Below are 18,230 nucleotides of genomic sequence, written 5' to 3' on the forward strand. Positions count from 1 at the left end.
GGGTCGTCCGCGGGGCTACATCCGGCCGCCGACCGCGGCGATCGGGGCCGTCACCGGGGTGCCGGAGCCGTCGCGGCGCGGGTCGCGCTCGGGCAGGGCGACCGGCTGGCCGGCGGTGCCCGCGCCGAGGGCGGGCAGCGGGCCGGCCCAGGCGAAGGCCAGGCCGTCCTCGCCGCGCAGGAAGCGCTGGCAGCGGACGCCGCCGGTGGCCCGGCCCTTGCGCGGGTACTGGTCGAACGGGGTGAGCTTCCAGCTGGTCTGCTCCTCGCCGGCCAGCGTGCCGGAGGCGGCCGCGACCGACAGGACCACCGCGTCCTGCGCCGGGTCGACCGCGGTGAAGGAGAGCACCTTCGCGCCGTCGGCCAGCTTGATGCCGGCCATGCCACCGGCCGGGCGGCCCTGCGGGCGGACCTGGCCCGCCGGGTAGCGCAGCAGCTGGGCGTCGGAGGTGATGAAGACCAGGTCCTCCTCGCCGGTGCGCAGTTCGACCGCGCCGACCAGGACGTCGCCGTCCTTGAGCGCGATCACCTCGAACTCGTCCTTGTTGGCGGGCCATTCGGGCACCACCCGCTTGACCGTGCCCTGCACGGTGCCGAGCGCCAGGCCGGGCGAGGACTCGTCCAGCGTGGTCAGGGCGATCGCCCGCTCGTCCGCCTCCAGCCGGAGGAACTCGGAGACCGTGGCGCCGCCGGACAGCGCCGAGGTGCCGGGGGGCAGCGCGGGCAGGTCGATCACCGGCAGCCGCAGCACCCGGCCGGCCGTGGTGACCACGCCGATGTCGCCGCGGGCGGTGGCCGGGACGGCGGAGGCCAGCACGTCGTGCTTGGCGCGGGCCGCCGACTCCTCGCCGACCGGCTCCAGGTCGAAGGTGCGGGCCAGCAGCCCGGTGGAGGACAGCAGCACCCGGCACGGGTCGTCGGCGACCTCCAGCGGCACCGCCAGCGCGGCGGACGGCACCGAGCCGGCCTCCAGCAGCACGGTGCGCCGCTCGGTGCCGAACTGCTTGGCGACGGCGCCGAGTTCGGAGGAGACCACGGAGCGCAGCTTGTGGTCCGACTCCAGGATCTCGGTCAGCTCGGCGATCTCCTTGAGCAGCTTGGCCTGTTCGGCCTCCAGCTCGACCCGGTCGAAGCGGGTGAGCCGGCGCAGCGGGGTGTCCAGGATGTACGCGGTCTGGATCTCGGAGATGCCGAAGCGCTCCATCAGCCGGTCCTTGGCCTGGCCCGCGTCGTCGCTGCTGCGGATGATCGCGATCACCTCGTCGATGTCGACGAGCGCGACCAGCAGGCCCTCGACCAGGTGCAGCCGGTCCTGGCGCTTGCGGCGGCGGAAGTCGCTGCGCCGCTTGACCACCGTGAAGCGGTGGTCGACGTAGACCTCCAGCAGTTCCTTGAGGCCCAGCGTCAGCGGCTGCCCGTCCACCAGCGCGACGTTGTTGATGCCGAAGGTCTCCTCCATCGGCGTCAGCTTGTACAACTGCTCCAGCAGCGCCTCGGGGACGAAGCCGTTCTTCACCTCGATGACCAGGCGCAGGCCGTGCTCGCGGTCGGTGAGGTCCTTGACGTCCGCGATGCCCTGCAGCTTCTTCGCGTTGACCAGGTCCTTGATCTTGCCGATCACCTTCTCGGGGCCCACCGTGTACGGCAGTTCGGTGACCACGATGCCCTTGCGGCGGGCGGTGACGTTCTCGATCGAGGTGGTGGCGCGGATCTTGAAGGTGCCGCGGCCGGACTCGTACGCGTCCCGGATGCCGGACAGGCCGACGATCCGGCCGCCGGTGGGCAGGTCCGGGCCGGGGACGAACCGCATCAGGGTGTCCAGGTCCGCCGCGGGGTGCTTGATCAGGTGCCGGGCGGCGGCCACCACCTCGGCCAGGTTGTGCGGGGGCATGTTGGTGGCCATGCCGACCGCGATCCCGGTGGCGCCGTTGACCAGCAGGTTCGGGAACGCCGAGGGGAGCACCTGGGGCTCCTGCTCGGAGCCGTCGTAGTTCGGGCCGAAGTCGACGGTGTCCTCGTGGATGGACTCCACCATCGACATCGCGGCGGCGGTCAGCCGGGACTCGGTGTAGCGCATCGCGGCCGGCGGGTCGTCGTTGCCCAGCGAACCGAAGTTGCCGTGGCCGTCGATCAGCGGCAGCCGCATCGAGAACGGCTGCGCCAGGCGCACCACGGCGTCGTAGATCGAGGCGTCGCCGTGCGGGTGCAGCCGGCCCATCACCTCGCCGACCAGGCGCGCGCACTTGACGTGGCCGCGCTCCGGGCGCAGGCCCATCTCGTTGGCCTGGTAGAGGATCCGGCGGTGCACCGGCTTGAGGCCGTCCCGGGCGTCCGGCAGGGCCCGGGAGTAGATCACCGAGTAGGCGTACTCCAGGAACGAGCCCTGCATCTCGTCCACGACATCGACGTCGAGGATGCGCTCCTCGAAGTCACCGGGCGGTGGGGTGGGCGAACTGCGGCGGGCCATCGCTGCGGGGCTCCCTTGCGGTACATGCGGGACATGGGGGTGGGCGGACGCGGGCGTGAACGCCCCCCATTGTGGACCCTCGGTGGGACACCGCCCGTCACCCGGGCCGCTTCCGCCGCTGGCGAACGCGCCCCGCGGCCGGACACCTGACGGCGCCGCCGGGCGTTGCACCACAATGGGGACGTCACACGCCCCCGGCCCGGACACTCCGGAACCGACGACGGGAAGGACCCCGCATGGCCAACCCCGCGCCCGCAAGCGGCCTCGCCATCACCGAACACCGCCTGGCCAACGGCCTGCGCGTGGTGCTCTCCGAGGACCACCTCACCCCGGTCACCGCGGTCTGCCTCTGGTACGACGTGGGTTCCCGGCACGAGGTCAAGGGGCGCACCGGCCTCGCCCACCTCTTCGAGCACCTGATGTTCCAGGGCTCGGCGAACGTCTCCAACAACGGGCACTTCGAACTGGTCCAGGGCGCCGGCGGCTCGCTCAACGGCACCACCAGTTTCGAGCGCACCAACTACTTCGAGACCATGCCCGCCCACCAGTTGGAGCTCGCGCTCTGGCTGGAGGCGGACCGGATGGGCTCGCTGCTGGCCGCGCTGGACGAGACGTCCATGGAGAACCAGCGCGACGTGGTGAAGAACGAGCGCCGCCAGCGCTACGACAACGTGCCCTACGGCACCGCGTTCGAGAAGCTCACCGCCCTGTCCTTCCCGGACGGCCACCCCTACCACCACACCCCGATCGGCTCGATGGCCGACCTGGACGCCGCGACGCTGGAGGACGCCCGGGCGTTCTTCCGCACCTACTACGCGCCCAACAACGCGGTGCTGTCGATCGTCGGCGACCTCGACCCGGAGCGGACCATCGCCTGGGTGGAGAAGTACTTCGGCTCGATCCCCGCCCACGACGGCAAGCAGCCGCCGCGCGACGGCTCCCTGCCGGACACCATCGGCCGCGAGGTGCGCGAGGTCGTCCGCGAGGACGTCCCCTCCCGCGCGCTGATGGCCGCCTACCGGCTGCCGCACGACGGCACCCGCGAGGCCGACGCCGCCGACCTGGCGCTCACCATCCTCGGCAGCGGCGAGTCCTCCCGGCTGTACAACCGGCTGGTGCGCCGCGACCGCACCGCCGTCGCGGCCGGCTTCGGCCTGCTGCGGCTCTCCGGCGCCCCCTCGCTCGGCTGGCTGGACGTCAAGGCCGGCGGCGACGCCACCCTGGAGCAGATCGAGGCCGCCGTCGACGAGGAGCTGGCCCGGTTCGCCGCCGAGGGCCCCACCGCCGCCGAACTGGAGCGCGCCCAGGCCCAGATCGAGCGCGAGTGGCTGGACCGGCTCACCACGGTGGCCGGCCGCGCCGACGAACTCTGCCGCTACGCCGTCCTGTTCGGCGACCCGAAGCTGCTCGACGGCGCCCTGCCCAAGGTCCTCGACGTCACCGCGGAGGAGGTCCGGGCGCTCGCCGCCGCGCGGCTGCGCCCCGACAACCGGGCCGTGCTGGTGTACGAGCCGACCCCCGGCGACAGCACCGACAGCACCGACAGCGCCGAGAACGACGACGAGGAGGCGGCGGCGTGAGCGACTACACCCCCGCGATGGAGTTCCACCCGCAGCCGCAGCCCGGCACCCCCACTCCGTGGGCGTTCCCGGCGCCCGAACGCCTCACCCTGGCCAACGGCCTGACGGTGCTGCGCTGCCACCGCCCCGGCCAGCAGTTGGTCGCGGTCGACGTGGTGCTGGACGCGCCGCTGGCCGCCGAGCCCGAGGGCCTGGACGGCGTCGCCTCGATCCTGGCCCGGGCGCTGTCCGAGGGCACCGACACGCTCACCGCCGAGGAGTTCGCCGGCGAGCTGGAGCGGGCCGGCGCGACCCTGGACACCCACGCCGACCACCCGGCGATCCGGGTCTCGCTGGAGGTCCCGGCCTCCCGCCTGGAGCGCGGCCTGACCCTGCTCGGCGACGCGCTGCGCGCCCCCGCGCTGCCCGCCGACGAGATCGAGCGGCTGGTCGCCAACCGGCTCGACGAGATCGTCCACGAGCAGGCCAACCCGGCCCGGCGTGCGGCCAAGGCGCTGTACGCCGAGCTGTTCCCGGCCGAGGACCGGCTGTCGCGGCCGCGGTCCGGCTCCGCCGACACCGTCAAGCGGATCGACCGGGACGCGGTCAAGGCGTTCTACGACGCGCACCTGCGCCCGTCCACCGCCACCGCGGTGGTGGTCGGCGACCTCACCGGCGTCGACCTGCCCGCGCTGCTGGAGTCCACCCTGGGCCGGTGGACCGCCGAGACCCGGGAGCCGGCCGTGCACGGCCCGGTGGCCGGTGACGACACCGGACGGGTGGTCATCGTCGACCGGCCCGGCTCGGTCCAGACCCAGGTGCTGATCGGCCGGGTCGGCCCGGACCGGCACGACCCGGCGTGGGCCGCGCAGGTGCTCGGCACCTACTGCCTCGGCGGCACCCTCACCTCCCGGCTGGACCGCGTCCTGCGCGAGGAGAAGGGCTACACCTACGGCGTGCGGGCGTTCGCCCAGGCGCTGCGCTCGGCCCCCGACGGCTCCGGCCGCGGCCTGCTGGCGATCAACGGCTCGGTGGACACCGAGTCGACCGCGCCCGCGCTGCAGGACACCTGGACCATCCTGCGCACGCTGGCCGAGGGCGGCCTGACCGACGCCGAGCGGGAGGAGGCCGTGCAGTTCCTGGTCGGCGTCGCCCCGCTGAAGTTCGAGACGGCCGGCTCGGTCGCCGCCACCCTGGCCGACCAGGTCGAGCAGTACCTGCCCGACACCTACCAGGCGGACTTCTACCGGCGGCTGGCCGAACTGGACACCGAGGCGGCGACCCGCGCCGTGGTCGCCGCCTTCCCGCCGGACCGGCTGGTCACCGTGCTGGTCGGCGACGCCTCGGTGATCGCCGAGCCGGTCAAGGCGCTGGGCATCGGGGACGTCACGGTCGTCGCCAACTGACCGCACGGCCGCACGGGGGTCCGACGGGGCGTCAGCCCCGCCGGGCCCCCGGCGTTTCCGGGCCGCTTTAATGCCTTGCGCGCCGTCGGCGCGACGTGGGTAGATATCCCCGGCCGGGCGACAGCCGCCGGGCCGGACGCACGCGGAAGGAGGCGGTCACCATGCGGGTCGAGCCACGACGACGCTCCCCGAGACTGCCCTTCCGCTGTTACCGCCGTACCGCCTGAGCAGTCTCCGCGCGGCGTCGTTCCGCTGCCCGCGGCCCGTCCACCGGGCCGCCCCCGATCCTCCCCGCCGCCGCACCGGGCGCCTTCGTGCGGCACCGTGCCCCCACCCGACCCAGGAGGTCGACCACCCATGTCGTACACCGAGGTACCCGGCGTCCGCGTCCCGATCCGGATGTGGACCGACCCGGCCACCGTCGAGGGCCAGGCCATGCAGCAGCTGCGCAACATCAGCACGCTGCCCTGGCTGCACGGCCTCGCCGTGATGCCGGACGTCCACCTGGGCAAGGGCGCGACGGTCGGCTCCGTCATCGCGATGAAGGGCGCGGTCTGCCCGGCCGCGGTCGGCGTCGACATCGGCTGCGGGATGACGGCGGTGAAGTCCTCGCTCACCGCGAAGGACCTCCCCGACGACCTGTCGCGGCTGCGCCACCGGATCGAGCAGGCCATCCCGGTCGGCCGCGGCCTGCACACCGACCCGGTCGACCCGGGCAAGCTGCACGGCCTGCCCACCGCCGGCTGGGCGGACTTCTGGCAGCGCTTCGACGACATCGCGCCCGACGTGCGCTGGCGGCGCGAGCGGGCCGCCCAGCAGATGGCCACGCTCGGCGGCGGCAACCACTTCATCGAGCTCTGCCTGGACGAGGACGGCGCGGTCTGGCTGATGCTGCACTCCGGTTCGCGCAACATCGGCAAGGAGCTCGCCGAGCACCACATGTCGATCGCCCAGTCCCTGCCGCACAACCAGGGCCTGATCGACCGGGACCTGGCGGTCTTCATCTCCGACACCCCGCAGATGGCGGCCTACCGCTCCGACCTGTTCTGGGCGCAGGAGTACGCCAAGCACAACCGGGCGCTGATGATGGCCCTGTTCCAGGACGCGGTCCGCCGCGAACTGCCCAAGGCCCGGGCCTCGTTCGGCGAGATGATCTCCTGCCACCACAACTACGTGGCCGAGGAGCGCTACGACGGCGTCGACCTGCTCGTCACCCGCAAGGGCGCGATCCGGGCCGGCTCCGGCGAGTACGGCATCATCCCGGGCTCGATGGGCACCGGCTCGTACATCGTGAAGGGCCTGGGCAACGCGGCCTCGTTCAACTCGGCCTCGCACGGCGCGGGCCGGAAGATGAGCCGCAACGCCGCCAAGAAGCGCTTCACCACGGCGGACCTGGTGGCGCAGACGGCCGGCGTGGAGTGCCGCAAGGACTCCGGCGTGGTCGACGAGATCCCCGGCGCGTACAAGTCGATCGAGAAGGTCATCGAGCAGCAGCGGGACTTGGTCGAGGTGGTCGCGCACCTCAAGCAGGTGATCTGCGTGAAGGGCTGACGGCCGGTCAGGCCCCGGAGGTGCTGCGGGCCGGGGCGAAGACGTACCGGTCCAGCACCAGCGGGATGTCCGCCAGGATCTCCGGGTCGCCCTGCGGGTCCTCCTGGAACGCCAGGCCGAGCATCCGCACGGCCACGGCCACGGCCAGACCCGCCCGGCGGCGGGTCTCGGCCGTGCCCGCCAGCCCGAACGAGTCCACCAGCACCTCGTGCACGCGCTCCACGATCCGCCGGTCCACCTCGGCCCCCTCGCTCGCCAGCGCGGGGACCTTCGCCACGTGGAACCACACGTGCCGGTAGCCGGGCAGGGTGCGGAACCGGTCCGCGTACGCCTCGACCACCCGGGCGAGGAACTGCTCGGACGACGCGCAGGCCGCCACCGCCGCCGGGTCGGTGGCGGTGGCCAGCAGCCGCAGGTCGCCCTCCAGCCAGCTGCGCTCCAGCGTTTCGAGCACCGCCTCCTTGTCCGGGAAGAACCGGTACAGCGCCCCCACCGACATCCCGGCCTCGGCCGCGATCTGCTTGGTGCTGAGCTGGTCGAACGGCACGGTGTCCAGCAGCCGGGCGGTGGTGGCCAGGATGCGGGCGAACTTCTCACGGCTGCGCTGCTGCTGGGGCTCGCGGACCAAGGGGGACACGGCGGGCTCACTCTCCTCGTGCGGTGCCGGGCGGACGGGCCTCTTGACGCACCGGGAAAACGTGAACGATATTTTTGTTCATGTCTTCGCGCGGCTTTCCCGTCCTCTGGGCGTCCGTCACCATATCCAGCCTCGGCGACGGCATGCGCTTCGTCGCCCTCCCGCTGCTCGCCGTCGGGCTCACCGACGACGCCCGGCTGATCGCCCTGGTCGCGCTGGCCGGGCAACTGCCCTCGCTGCTGCTCGCCCTCCCCGCCGGGGCCTGGGCCGACCGGCTCGACCGCCGCCGCATCCTCTTCTGGGCCGACGCCGCCCGCGCCCTCGTGATCGGCGCGCTCGCCGCCGCGGTCGCCACCGGGACCGCCCGGATCGGCTGGCTGGTCCTGGCCGCGCTGCTGCTCGGCACCGGCGAGATCCTCTACAGCGCCGGCTGGTCCGGCATGGTCCCCACCCTGGTCCCGCCCGCCGAACGGGCCCGGGCCAACTCCCGGCTGCAGGCCGGCGCCCTGATCACCGACACCCTGCTGGGCACCCCGCTCGGCGCGGTGCTGTTCGGGCTGGCCGCGGCGCTCCCGCTCGCCGTCGACACCCTCTCCTTCGCCGGCGCCGCCGTCCTGGTCCTGCTGCTGCGCGGAGACTTCCACCCCGGCCGGGCGGCGGACGCCACCGGGCGGGCCCCGCTGGGGAGTCAGGTCGCCGAAGCACTGCGCTGGCTGCGCGGCCGCCCCGTCCTGTTCCGGCTCTGCCTGGCCGGCGGCGTCTCGGGGGCGGTCTCCTCCGGGCTGATCGCCGTCCTGGTCCTCTACACCAGCCGCGCCCAGCACCTCGGCCCCACCGGATTCGCCCTGCTGGTCGCGGCCTTCGCCGTCGGCGGCCTGCTCGGCAGCGCCCTCACCCCGCGGCTGCTGCACCGCTGGGGCGTCCGCACCACCATGGTCGCCGGTGTCCTCGGCTCGGCGGCCTGCGCGCTGCTGGTGGCGCTCGCCCCCGCCCCCGAGATCGCGGCCCTCGGCGTCGCCGCCTACGGCCTCACCGAGTTCGCCTGGGCGATCGGCGGAGTGACCCTCCGCCAGGCCCAGATCCCCTCCCGCCTGCTGGGCCGGGTGGCCATGGCCTACCAGCTCGTCTTCAGCGCCGCCGGTGCGGCGGGCGCGGCCCTCGCCGGCGTCCTCGCCCACCAGTGGGGCCCCCGCGCTCCCTACTTCGCCGGTGCCGCCCTGCTCCTGGCCGTCCCCCTGCTCCTCCCGGGCACCCGCCGCGAGGCGGCGGGCTGGGCGCTGGTGAGTGGCTGAGGAGATGCGGCGGGAGGCGACACCAGGGGCTCGCGTATGAACGGCGGGAGGCGAAACCAGGGGCCCGGGGAACGGCGGGGCCGTGCTGCTGGCGGCCGGAGCCCATCGGAGGTCGGGGCTGCTGCGTGTCCTGAACCGAACCCGCAGCAGACGCGCGCAACGGCAGTGCACCGTCAGCAGCCACGGGCTCGCCGTTCCCCGAGCCCCTGGCGGTTTACGCGGCGGGCAGCTCGTCCAGGCCCTCCTGGACGAGCTTGGCGACGCGGTCGAGCGCGCTCTCGGCGCCCTCCGCGTCGGCGGCCAGGACGACGGTGTCGCCGCCGCCCGCGCCGAGGGCGAGGAGGCCGAGCATGGAGCCGGCGTTGACGGGGGTGCCGCCCTCCTTGGCGATGGTCATCGGGACGCCGGTGGAGGTGACGGCCTTGACGAAGATCGAGGCGGGACGGGCGTGCAGGCCCTCGGCCCAACCGATCGTGACGCGGCGCTCAGCCATGAGAGGTGCCTTTCAGGTGGTGCAGGGTGGTGCAGGGTTGTCTAGACCAGTGTTGCACGCCGTCGCACCGCGGGCTCGGTGGCGCGGAGCGGCAGGGCCAGCGTGCCGTGCCCGGCACGCCTGGCGCCATCAGGCTCGCCGACGACTACTCTGGCGGTCGTGGAGCACGAGCGCGCGCAGGCGGACAACGGGTACCCGCAGCACTGGGAGGCGGACGTCCTGCTGCGGGACGGCGGGACGGCCCGGATCCGGCCGATCACGGCGGACGACGCCGAGCGGCTGGTGGAGTTCTACGAGCAGGTCTCGGACCAGTCGAAGTACTTCCGCTTCTTCGCCCCGTACCCGCGCCTGTCCGACAAGGACGTCCGCCGCTTCACGCACCACGACTACGTCAACCGGGTCGGCCTCGCGCTGGTGGTGCGGGACAGGTTCGTCGCCACCGTCCGCTACGACCGGACCGACAAGGACGGGATGCCGTCCACCACCGGCACCGACGCCGAGGTCGCCTTCCTGGTCCAGGACGCGCACCAGGGCCGGGGCATCGCCTCCGCGCTGCTGGAGCACATCGCCGCGGTCGCGCAGGAGCGCGGCATCCGCCGGTTCACCGCCGAGGTGCTGCCGGAGAACCGGAAGATGGTGAAGGTCTTCACCGACGCCGGGTACACCCAGCGGCGCAGCTTCGCCGACGGCGTGGTGCACCTGGAGTTCGACCTGGAACCGACCGCCGCCTCGCTCGCCGTGATGCGCGCCCGCGAGCACCGCGCCGAGGCCCGCTCGGTGCAGCGCCTGCTGACGCCCCGTTCGATCGCCGTGGTCGGCGTCTCGCGCAACCCGCTGTCGGTCGGCCGGGCGCTGCTGCGCGACGTCCGCTCCGGCTTCGACGGCCCGGTGTACGCGGTGAACCGGGGCGCCGAGCCCGGCACCGTGCTGGAGGGCGTGCCGACGCACCGCTCGGTGCTCGACGTCCCCGGGCCGGTGGACCTCGCGGTGATCGCGGTGCCCGAGCCGTCCGTCCCCGGCGCGGTCGCCGAGTGCGGGGTGCACGGCGTGCAGGGCCTGGTGGTGGTGAGCGCCGGGTACGCGGAGACCGGGCCGGACGGGCGGGACAAGCAGCGCGCGCTGGTGCGGCAGGCCCGGGCGGCCGGCATGCGGGTGATCGGCCCGAACGCGTTCGGCCTGCTCAACACCGACCCCGAGCACCGGCTGAACGCCTCGCTGGCCCCCGTGCTGCCCGAGCGCGGCCGGTTCGGCGTGTTCTGCCAGTCCGGGGCGATCGGGGTGGCCCTGCTGGAGGCCGCCCACCGGCGCGGCACCGGCATCTCCTCGTTCGCCTCGGTCGGCAACCGGGCCGACGTCTCCGGCAACGACCTGCTGCAGTACTGGGAGGAGGACGCCGCCACCGAGGTGGTGCTGCTCTACCTGGAGTCCTTCGGCAACCCGCGCAAGTTCACCCGGATCGCCCGCCGACTGGCCGCCGCCAAGCCGGTGGTGGTGCTCAAGGGCGCCCGGCACACCGGCAGCCTGCCGCCCGGCCACGCCGTCCAGCCCGCCGCCACCCGGCTGCGCGACGCCACCGTGGACGCCCTGTTCCAGCAGGCCGGCGTGATCCGGGTGGACACCATCACCGAACTCTTCGACACCGGCGAACTGCTCGCCGGGCAGCCGCTGCCGCAGGGCAGCCGGATCGCGATCGTCGGCAACTCCGACTCGCTCGGCCTGCTCACCTACGACACCTGCCTGGGCGCCGGACTGCGCCCCCGCACCCCCGTCGACCTGACCACCGGCGCCGGCGGCGAGAACTTCCGGGTCGCCCTGGACACCGCGCTCTCCGACCCGGGCACCGACGCGGTGATCGCCGTCGCCATCCCGCCGATCGGCGTGCACGGCCCCCGGGCCGCCCCCGAACTCGTCGAGGACGACCCCGAGATCGCCCAGGCCCTGCTGGACGCCGCCGCCCGCGGCCGGGAACTCGGCAAGCCGCTGCTGCTCGCCCACCTCGCGCTGCCCGCGCTGGTCGCCCGGCTGCGCGCCGGGGGAGTGCCCGCCTACCCGGCCCCCGAACGGGCCGTGCACGCGCTGGCCGACGCCGTCCGCTACGCGAAGTGGCGCCGGCGCAGCGCCGAGGCCGAGGAGACCGCCCGCGTCCCCGAGCTGGACGGCGTCGACGAGCACGCCGCCCGCGACCTGGTCGCGCGCGCCCTGGGCAGCCGGGAGGCGGTCGCCGCCCGGCTCCAGGCCGGTGGCGCCCGGGTCACCCTGCCCGACGCCGAGACCGTCGAACTGCTCGGCCACTACGGCATCCCGGTCAGCCCGACGCTGCCCGCCCCCGACGAGGCGAGCGCCGTTCGGGCCGCCGCCGCCCTCGGCTACCCCGTCGCCCTGAAGGCCACCGCCGAGCACCTGCGCCACCGCCCCGACCTGGGCAGCGTCCGGCTCGACCTGACCGGCGAGGCCGAACTGCGCCGCGCCCACCGCGAGCTGGACGCCCTGCTGGGCGGCGCCGCCCAGGCCGAACTGGTGGTGCAGCGGCTCGCCCCGCGCGGCGTGGACACCGTGATCGGCGCGGCCGTCGACCCGGCCGTCGGCACCATCCTGTCCTTCGGCCTCTCCGGCGCCCCCGCCGAACTGCTCGGCGACGTCTCGCACCGCCTGGTCCCGGCCACCGACCGGGACGTGGCCGAGCTGATCCGCGAGGTGCGGGCCGCCCCGCTGCTGTTCGGCTGGCGCGGCGCCGAGGCCGTCGACACCGACGCGCTGGAGGAGGTGCTGCTGCGGGTCTCCCGCCTCGTCGACGACCTGCCCGAGGTCGCCTCGGTCGACCTGGAGCCCGTCGTGGTCGCCCCGCACGGCCTGGCGGTGCTCGGCGCCCGGGTCCGGATCGCCCCCCTGCCGGTCCGCACCGATCTGGGACCGCGCGCCATGAGCACGCTGTAACCTTGCGTGGTTGCCCGCTCGGCAGGACCGGGCGGCCCCCGGCGCGGTGCGGGCCGGGCGACCCGGCGCAGTGCCACCCGCCGCAGCGGCGGGACATGCCAGGATGGAGATATGGCGAAGACCGGTACCACCACGCAGGACCTGCGGTCCGCGATCGAGCGCAGCGGCTACTACCCCGCGCTGGTCTCCGAGGCGGTGGAGTCCGCGGTGGGCCCCGAGCCGATCACCTCGTACCTGGTGCACCAGGAGACCACCTTCGACGCCAACGAGGTCCGCCGGCACGTCACCGTGCTGGTGCTCACCGCCTCCCGCTTCGTGGTCAGCCACACCGACGAGCAGAACGGCGACGCGGCCACCCCCGTCCCGTACGCCACCACCTCCACCGAGACCGTCCGCCTCGACCGGATCACCTCCGTCGTGGTCAGCCGGATGGTCGCCAACCCCGAGACGTACACGCCCGGCACCCCGCCCCGCGAGGTCGTCCTCACCATCGGCTGGGGCGCCGTGCAGCGCCTCGACCTGGAGCCGGCCGGCTGCTCCGACCCCAACTGCGACGCGGACCACGGCTACACCGGCTCCGCCACCGCGGACGACCTGTCGCTGCGGGTCAGCGAGGCCGGGGACGGGCCGGAGACGGTCGCCCAGGCGCTGGTGTTCGCCCGGGCGCTGTCCGAGGCGACCGTGGCCAACGGCTGACCGGCATGCACCACGAGGACCCCTTCGACCCGCTCGACCCGGCCGACGCCCCCGCCCCGCGCTACGGCTGCGCCTCGCTCTCCGACCTGCTGCCCACCCTCGCGGCGGGCCTCGGCGTGCCCGGCTACCGGCCCGTGCTGCCGCTGGAGCCCGCCGACCGGGTCTGCGTGTTCCTGGTCGACGGCCTCGGCTGGGAGCTGATCCGGGCCAACCCGGACTGGGCGCCCTTCCTCAACTCGCTGACCGCCGGGCGGGCCCCGATCACCGCCGGGTTCCCGTCCACCACCGCCACCTCGCTGGCCTCGGTCGGCACCGGCCTGCCGCCCGGGCAGCACGGCCTGGCCGGGTACACGGTGATGATCCCGGACAGCGGCCGGCTGATGAACCAGCTGCGCTGGAACCCGCCGGTCGACCCGCACGCCTGGCAGCCGTACCCCACCGTCTTCGAACTGGCCCACCGGGCGGGCGTGGCCACCGCCCAGGTCTCCTCCCCGCTGTTCGCCTCCACCCCGCTCACCCAGGTCGCGCTCTCCGGCGGCACCTTCCTCGGCCGCACCACCGGCGAGGAGCGCATCGACCGGGCCGCCGCCTGGCTGGCCGAGCACGACCGCGCCCTGGTCTACACGTACCTGAGCGAACTCGACGCCGCCGGGCACCGGTTCGGCGTCGACTCCGACGAGTGGCGGCTCACCCTCTTCACGGTCGACCGCCTCGCCCGCCGCCTCGCCGAGCAGCTCCCGCCGCGCTCCGCGCTCTACGTCACCGCCGACCACGGCATGATCGACATCGCCCCGGAGCACCGGATCGACTTCGACGAGGACTGGGAGCTGTCGGCCGGCGTCGCCCTGCTCGGCGGCGAGGGCCGGGCCCGGCACGTCTACGCCCACCCCGGTGCGGCCGCCGACGTGCACGCCGTGTGGAGCGAGGTGCTCGGCGAGCAGATGTGGGTCGCCACCCGCGAACAGGCCGTCGCCGCGGGCTGGTTCGGCCCCGCGGTGGACGAGCGGGTGCTGCCCCGGATCGGCGACGTGGTCGCCGCCGCCCGCGACGACATCGCGATCATCGCCTCCCGCAGCGAACCCGGCGAGTCCCAGATGGTCGGCCTGCACGGCTCGATGACCCCCGTCGAACAGCTCGTGCCGCTGCTCGAAGTCCGCGGCTGAGCCCGCCCGTTGACCTCCCCGCCCGAAAGGCTGCTGTCCCACCATGGCTGAACTGGTGTTCTTCTCGGGCACGATGGACTGCGGCAAGTCGACGCTCGCCCTCCAGATGGACCACAACCACGCCGCCCGCGGCCGCCAGGGCATCATCTTCACCCGCCACGACCGGGCCGGCGCCGCCACCATCTCCAGCCGGCTCGGCCTGCGGGCCGACGCGGTCGAGGTCGGCGACGCCTTCGAGTTCCAGGCGTACGTCGTCCACCTGCTCTCGGCCGGCGGCAAGGTCGACTACCTGATCTGCGACGAGGCGCAGTTCTTCTCCACCGAGCAGATCGACCAACTCGCGCGGATCGTCGACGAGTTGGGCATCGACGTGTTCACCTTCGGGATCACCACCGACTTCCGCACCAAGCTCTTCCCCGGCTCCCAGCGCCTGATCGAACTCGCCGACCGGGTCGAGGTCCTCCAGGTCGAGGCGCTCTGCTGGTGCGGCGCCCGCGCCACCCACAACGCCCGCACCGTCGGCGGCGTCATGGTCGTCGAGGGGGCCCAGGTGGTGGTCGGGGACGTCGCCGTCAACGAGGACGAGATCGGCTACGAGGTGCTCTGCCGCCGCCACCACCGCCGCCGGCTCACCGCCGCCACCTCCCGCGCGGCCGTCCTCTCCCCGGACGTCCTCCCCTTCGAGGGCTGAGCCCGGCGAGGGGCGAGCGGGGGCCGGGGGCCGGGCGCGGCGCGCGGATCGTTTCGCCGGGTGACGTGATCCCCGACCCGGCCCCGGGGGCCGCCCCCGCGCGCCACAATGACGGCATGACCTCGCCCCTGATCACCGTCGCCGAACTCGCCGACGCGCTCGGCACCGACCGCGCGCCCGTCCTGCTCGACATCCGCTGGGCGCTCGGCGGCCCGCCCGGAGCCGAGGAGTACGCCGGGGGCCACCTGCCCGGCGCGCACTACCTCGACCTCGACCACGAGCTCGCCGACCCGCCCGGCCCGGCCGGCCGCCACCCGCTGCCCGACCCCGACCGCCTGGCCGCCGCCCTGCGCCGGGCCGGCGTCAGCGCGGACCGCCCCGTCGTCGCCTACGACGCCGGACCGGCCCTCTCCGCCGCCCGCGCCTGGTGGCTGCTGCGCTGGGCCGGCCACCCCGACGTCCGCGTCCTCGACGGCGGCCTCGCCGCGTGGACCGCCGCCGGCCACCCGCTCACCACCGACACCCCGGCCCCCGGCGACGGCGACTTCAAGGTCGAGCCCGGCCACCTCCCCACCGTGGACGCGGCCGGGGCGGCCGAACTCGCCCGCACCGGCCTGCTCCTGGACGCCCGGGCCGGCGAGCGCTACCGCGGCGAGACCGAGCCGATCGACCCCCGGGCCGGCCACATCCCCGGCGCCGCCTCCGCCCCCACCGCCGAGAACCTGGCCGCGGACGGCCGCTTCCTGCCCCCGGCCGCGCTGGCCGCACGCTTCGCCGCGCTCCGGCTCACCGACCCGGCCGCCACCGCTGTCTACTGCGGCTCCGGCGTCACCGCCGCCCACCAGATCCTCGCGCTCACCGTGGCCGGGCACGACGGCGTCGCCCTCTACCCGGGCTCCTGGAGCGAGTGGTCCGCGAACCCGGACAACCCCGTGGCGTAGGCCCCGCCAGGGGCTCGCCGGTTCCCCGAGCCCCTGATGGTGCCTTCCCCGGCGGGAGCCGCTACTCGGGCTTCTTGCGCCGCGACCCGAAGACGATCTCGTCCCAGCTCGGCACCGTCGCCCGGCGGCCCGGGCGGACGCCGTCCGCCTCGGCCTGGCGGTCGGTGGTGCCGACCAGGCGGTCCCGGTGCGGGGCGACCGCGCGCGGCATCAGGATGTCCGCGTACGCGGAGCCCGCGCCGACGCTCGCGGCGGGGGCCGCCGTCTCCTCGATCTCCTCGGGCTCCTCGGTGACCGTGGTCTCCACGCTCGGCCCGATCGGGGTCAGGTCGCCCCGGTAGGAGGGGACCACGTCCAGCAGGCTGGTCAGGGAGTCCCGCTCGGGGACGGCCGCGGCCGCCGTCGCGGCGGAGGCGGTGGCCTCCCGGGCCTCGCGCACCTGCATGATGCGGTCGGCGGAGGGCCGCTCGATCATCGGGCGGGCCGGGCGGTCCTGGGGGAGCCGGGCGATCCGCGGGATGAACGGGAAGACCGAGTCCTCCTCGCGCTCGACGTTCTCGCCGATCAGCGCGCGGGCCTCGTCGTCGTTGGGCTGGACCAGCCGCCGGGGCGGGTCGTAGGACCAGCCGGCCCGCCGGTGCTCGCCCTCGGCGCGGTAGACGAGGATGACCTCCCAGGTGCCGTCGTCGCGGCGCCAGGAGTCCCAGCGTTCGGTGTCCTTCTCGGCGCCGCGCAGCGCGAGGCGCTCGGCGACGGCCTCGCCGAGCTGCGGGCCGGTGGACTCGCCGTGCCGGCGGATCGCCGTCTTGCGGGCGCGCTCGGCCATGAAGGCGCGCTCGGCGAGGACCGGGCCCTCGAAGCGGCGGACGCGTTCCACCGAGATGCCGGCGGCCTGGGCGACCTCCTCGGCGGAGGCACCGGCTCGTATCCGCGCCTGGATGTCACGGGGGCGGAGGTGGCTCTCCACCTCGATCTCGATCTGGCCGAGCCGCGGGCGGTCACCCCGGACGGCGGCGCGCAGCCGCTCGTCGATCGGCAGGGTGTACTCCGTGCTGTCGGCAGCCTTGAGCACCAGCCGTGTGCCGTCGTTGCTGACGGCCACGACGCGCAGTTCGGGCACGGTTACCTCCCGGGTGGTGCCTGCCGACGTCACCTGCGTCGCTGCTCCCGTACTGAGTGTGGCCTGCCCGCTGGCGAGTGGCCACAACCTTGCAGAGTTACCCGGCGTGTCGGGCTTTCGCCCGGGCGCGCCGCTGTGGCACGGTTGCCTGTTTGCCACGTCGACGGTCGACATCGCACCCGGGCGCCCGGTCCAGCCGTCTGACGATTCGTCGACAACGAGTCCGAAGGCTCAGGCTCCACGAACAGTACTCCATTCGTGGCATCCGGAGGGGCGGCTCGCCGCTCAAGTCTCCCGCGAATCACCGGAATCTCAAGAGCGGGCACCCCATTGACCCGCCGACGATCAACGGACGGTGATCATCTTCACATATATCGACCGGGGAGAACCGGATTTTCGACCCTTGTGTCCTTCTTTGGGCAAGATGGAGAGACTTGTTCGAAATTCCGACACGCCGACCGAGGGACAGGGATGCCGCAGCAGAGCCAGCAGTTCGCGCACGGACCGGCCGGGGCCGAGGAGAAGGCGGAGCGCAGACGGCTTGACCTGACGGCCACTCAGGTCGCGGCGAGTGCCATGGCGGCGGTGGCCGGCGCGGTACTCGCCTCGGAACTCGGAGTGTACGGAACGATACTCGGTGCGGCCGTCGTCTCGGTGGGGGCGACCATCGGAAGCGCGCTCTTCCAGCACCTGTTCAAACGCACCGGGGAACAACTGCGCAACGCGGTGGAACGCGGCACCGAATCCACTCCCGCCGCGCACCCCAAGCCCGCCCCGCCGGACGGAATCAGCCCGGACTGGAACGCCCCCCGGGTTCTGCGCGCGAAACGCCGCTGGACGTGGAAGTCGTACGCGGCGGTCTCCGCGCTGGTGTTCGTGGTCGCGATGGTGCCGATCGTCGCGGTGGAACTCGCGGCCGGGAAGCCCCTGCACGCCATCACCACCGGGGAGGACGGCGGCGGTACCTCGTTCAACCCCTCGCGGCCGTCCGGCGACCGGCAGCCGGAGCAGGACGGGGACCGCGACGGCGCGCCGTCCGCCGGGCCGTCCCCGTCCGGCGCCTCGCCCTCGCCGTCCGCGCCCTCCTCGCCGTCGGCCGCCCCCTCGGCGGCGCCGAGCGGTTCGGCCGAGCCGTCCGGGGCGGCGTCCGCGCAGCCCTCGGCCGGTGGTTCGGCCCGGCCGTCCGGGTCGGCCCCGGCGAGCGGGGAGCCCGCGCCGGCCGCCTCCCCGGGCGCCGGGGGCACGCTGCCCGGGACGGCGCAGCCGACCGGCTGACCGGGG

Annotated in this window: 14 protein-coding genes; 10 read left to right on the forward strand and 4 right to left on the reverse strand. The window is 74.4% G+C overall.

Going from position 1 to position 18,230, the window contains the following annotated elements; all coding sequences use genetic code 11:
* Positions 1–15: 15 nt before the first annotated feature.
* Positions 16–2,466, reverse strand: coding sequence for a DNA topoisomerase (ATP-hydrolyzing) subunit A (locus tag HUT16_RS25160; RefSeq protein ID WP_176190330.1), 2,451 nt, complete (start codon positions 2,464–2,466; stop codon positions 16–18).
* 236 nt (positions 2,467–2,702) lie between these two features.
* On the opposite strand from HUT16_RS25160, the gene HUT16_RS25165 reads away from it, so the two are divergent.
* The 3 genes from HUT16_RS25165 to HUT16_RS25175 all read left to right on the forward strand — a co-directional run bounded on the left by HUT16_RS25165 (position 2,703) and on the right by HUT16_RS25175 (position 6,982).
* Positions 2,703–4,046 (forward strand): pitrilysin family protein, encoded by a 1,344-nt coding sequence (locus HUT16_RS25165; RefSeq protein ID WP_176190331.1) that lies wholly within the window; start codon positions 2,703–2,705, stop codon positions 4,044–4,046.
* Positions 4,047–4,063: 17 nt separating this feature from the next.
* Positions 4,064–5,431, forward strand: a complete 1,368-nt coding sequence (locus tag HUT16_RS25170; RefSeq protein WP_176192864.1) for a pitrilysin family protein — start codon at positions 4,064–4,066, stop codon at positions 5,429–5,431.
* Positions 5,432–5,788: 357 nt separating this feature from the next.
* Positions 5,789–6,982 (forward strand): RtcB family protein, encoded by a 1,194-nt coding sequence (locus HUT16_RS25175; protein ID WP_176190332.1) that lies wholly within the window; start codon positions 5,789–5,791, stop codon positions 6,980–6,982.
* Between the two features lie 7 nt (positions 6,983–6,989).
* On the opposite strand, the gene HUT16_RS25180 is transcribed toward HUT16_RS25175, so the two are convergent.
* Complete coding sequence (locus tag HUT16_RS25180) at positions 6,990–7,619, reverse strand: TetR/AcrR family transcriptional regulator (protein ID WP_176190333.1); 630 nt, start codon at positions 7,617–7,619, stop codon at positions 6,990–6,992.
* Between the two features lie 80 nt (positions 7,620–7,699).
* Here HUT16_RS25180 and HUT16_RS25185 point away from each other — a divergent pair, with 80 nt between their 5' ends.
* Positions 7,700–8,911: an MFS transporter gene (locus tag HUT16_RS25185; protein ID WP_176190334.1), complete on the forward strand. Its 1,212-nt coding sequence runs from the start codon at positions 7,700–7,702 to the stop codon at positions 8,909–8,911.
* Positions 8,912–9,125: 214 nt separating this feature from the next.
* Here HUT16_RS25185 and HUT16_RS25190 read toward each other — a convergent pair whose 3' ends face one another.
* The gene (locus HUT16_RS25190) at positions 9,126–9,404 is read right to left on the reverse strand and encodes an HPr family phosphocarrier protein (protein WP_176190335.1); all 279 of its coding nucleotides are present in this window, start codon (positions 9,402–9,404) and stop codon (positions 9,126–9,128) included.
* A 159-nt stretch (positions 9,405–9,563) separates the two neighbouring features.
* Here HUT16_RS25190 and HUT16_RS25195 point away from each other — a divergent pair, with 159 nt between their 5' ends.
* The 5 genes from HUT16_RS25195 to HUT16_RS25215 all read left to right on the forward strand — a co-directional run bounded on the left by HUT16_RS25195 (position 9,564) and on the right by HUT16_RS25215 (position 15,829).
* A complete protein-coding gene (locus HUT16_RS25195; protein ID WP_176190336.1) occupies positions 9,564–12,338 on the forward strand; it encodes a GNAT family N-acetyltransferase in 2,775 nt (924 codons plus the stop codon).
* 111 nt (positions 12,339–12,449) lie between these two features.
* A complete protein-coding gene (locus HUT16_RS25200) occupies positions 12,450–13,034 on the forward strand; it encodes a DUF5998 family protein (protein WP_014138494.1) in 585 nt (194 codons plus the stop codon).
* 5 nt (positions 13,035–13,039) lie between these two features.
* Entirely contained in the window at positions 13,040–14,197 is a 1,158-nt protein-coding gene (locus HUT16_RS25205; protein ID WP_176190337.1) for an alkaline phosphatase family protein, read from the forward strand.
* A 43-nt stretch (positions 14,198–14,240) separates the two neighbouring features.
* Positions 14,241–14,888, forward strand: coding sequence for a thymidine kinase (locus HUT16_RS25210; RefSeq protein ID WP_176190338.1), 648 nt, complete (start codon positions 14,241–14,243; stop codon positions 14,886–14,888).
* 116 nt (positions 14,889–15,004) lie between these two features.
* Complete coding sequence (locus HUT16_RS25215; RefSeq protein WP_176190339.1) at positions 15,005–15,829, forward strand: sulfurtransferase; 825 nt, start codon at positions 15,005–15,007, stop codon at positions 15,827–15,829.
* Between the two features lie 61 nt (positions 15,830–15,890).
* Here the strand turns inward: HUT16_RS25215 and sepH are convergent, their stop codons facing one another.
* Positions 15,891–16,982 (reverse strand): septation protein SepH, encoded by a 1,092-nt coding sequence (sepH, locus tag HUT16_RS25220; protein ID WP_176190340.1) that lies wholly within the window; start codon positions 16,980–16,982, stop codon positions 15,891–15,893.
* A gap of 438 nt (positions 16,983–17,420) precedes the next feature.
* Between sepH and HUT16_RS25225 the strand changes: the two genes are divergently transcribed.
* Entirely contained in the window at positions 17,421–18,224 is an 804-nt protein-coding gene (locus tag HUT16_RS25225) for a hypothetical protein (protein ID WP_176190341.1), read from the forward strand.
* Positions 18,225–18,230 lie beyond the last annotated feature (6 nt).

It is taken from the genome of Kitasatospora sp. NA04385 (assembly GCF_013364235.1).
Lineage (GTDB): Bacteria > Actinomycetota > Actinomycetes > Streptomycetales > Streptomycetaceae > Kitasatospora.

What these genes read in the sequence shown, in the direction of transcription:
- HUT16_RS25160 (WP_176190330.1), bottom strand. Translation starts at nt 2,466, where the DNA reads ATGGCCCGCCGCAGTTCGCCCACCCCACCGCCCGGTGACTTCGAGGAG.
- HUT16_RS25165 (WP_176190331.1), top strand. Translation starts at nt 2,703, where the DNA reads ATGGCCAACCCCGCGCCCGCAAGCGGCCTCGCCATCACCGAACACCGC.
- HUT16_RS25170 (WP_176192864.1), top strand. Translation starts at nt 4,064, where the DNA reads ATGGAGTTCCACCCGCAGCCGCAGCCCGGCACCCCCACTCCGTGGGCG.
- HUT16_RS25175 (WP_176190332.1), top strand. Translation starts at nt 5,789, where the DNA reads ATGTCGTACACCGAGGTACCCGGCGTCCGCGTCCCGATCCGGATGTGG.
- HUT16_RS25185 (WP_176190334.1), top strand. Translation starts at nt 7,700, where the DNA reads ATGTCTTCGCGCGGCTTTCCCGTCCTCTGGGCGTCCGTCACCATATCC.
- HUT16_RS25190 (WP_176190335.1), bottom strand. Translation starts at nt 9,404, where the DNA reads ATGGCTGAGCGCCGCGTCACGATCGGTTGGGCCGAGGGCCTGCACGCC.
- HUT16_RS25200 (WP_014138494.1), top strand. Translation starts at nt 12,450, where the DNA reads ATGGCGAAGACCGGTACCACCACGCAGGACCTGCGGTCCGCGATCGAG.
- HUT16_RS25205 (WP_176190337.1), top strand. Translation starts at nt 13,040, where the DNA reads ATGCACCACGAGGACCCCTTCGACCCGCTCGACCCGGCCGACGCCCCC.
- HUT16_RS25210 (WP_176190338.1), top strand. Translation starts at nt 14,241, where the DNA reads ATGGCTGAACTGGTGTTCTTCTCGGGCACGATGGACTGCGGCAAGTCG.
- HUT16_RS25215 (WP_176190339.1), top strand. Translation starts at nt 15,005, where the DNA reads ATGACCTCGCCCCTGATCACCGTCGCCGAACTCGCCGACGCGCTCGGC.
- HUT16_RS25225 (WP_176190341.1), top strand. Translation starts at nt 17,421, where the DNA reads ATGCCGCAGCAGAGCCAGCAGTTCGCGCACGGACCGGCCGGGGCCGAG.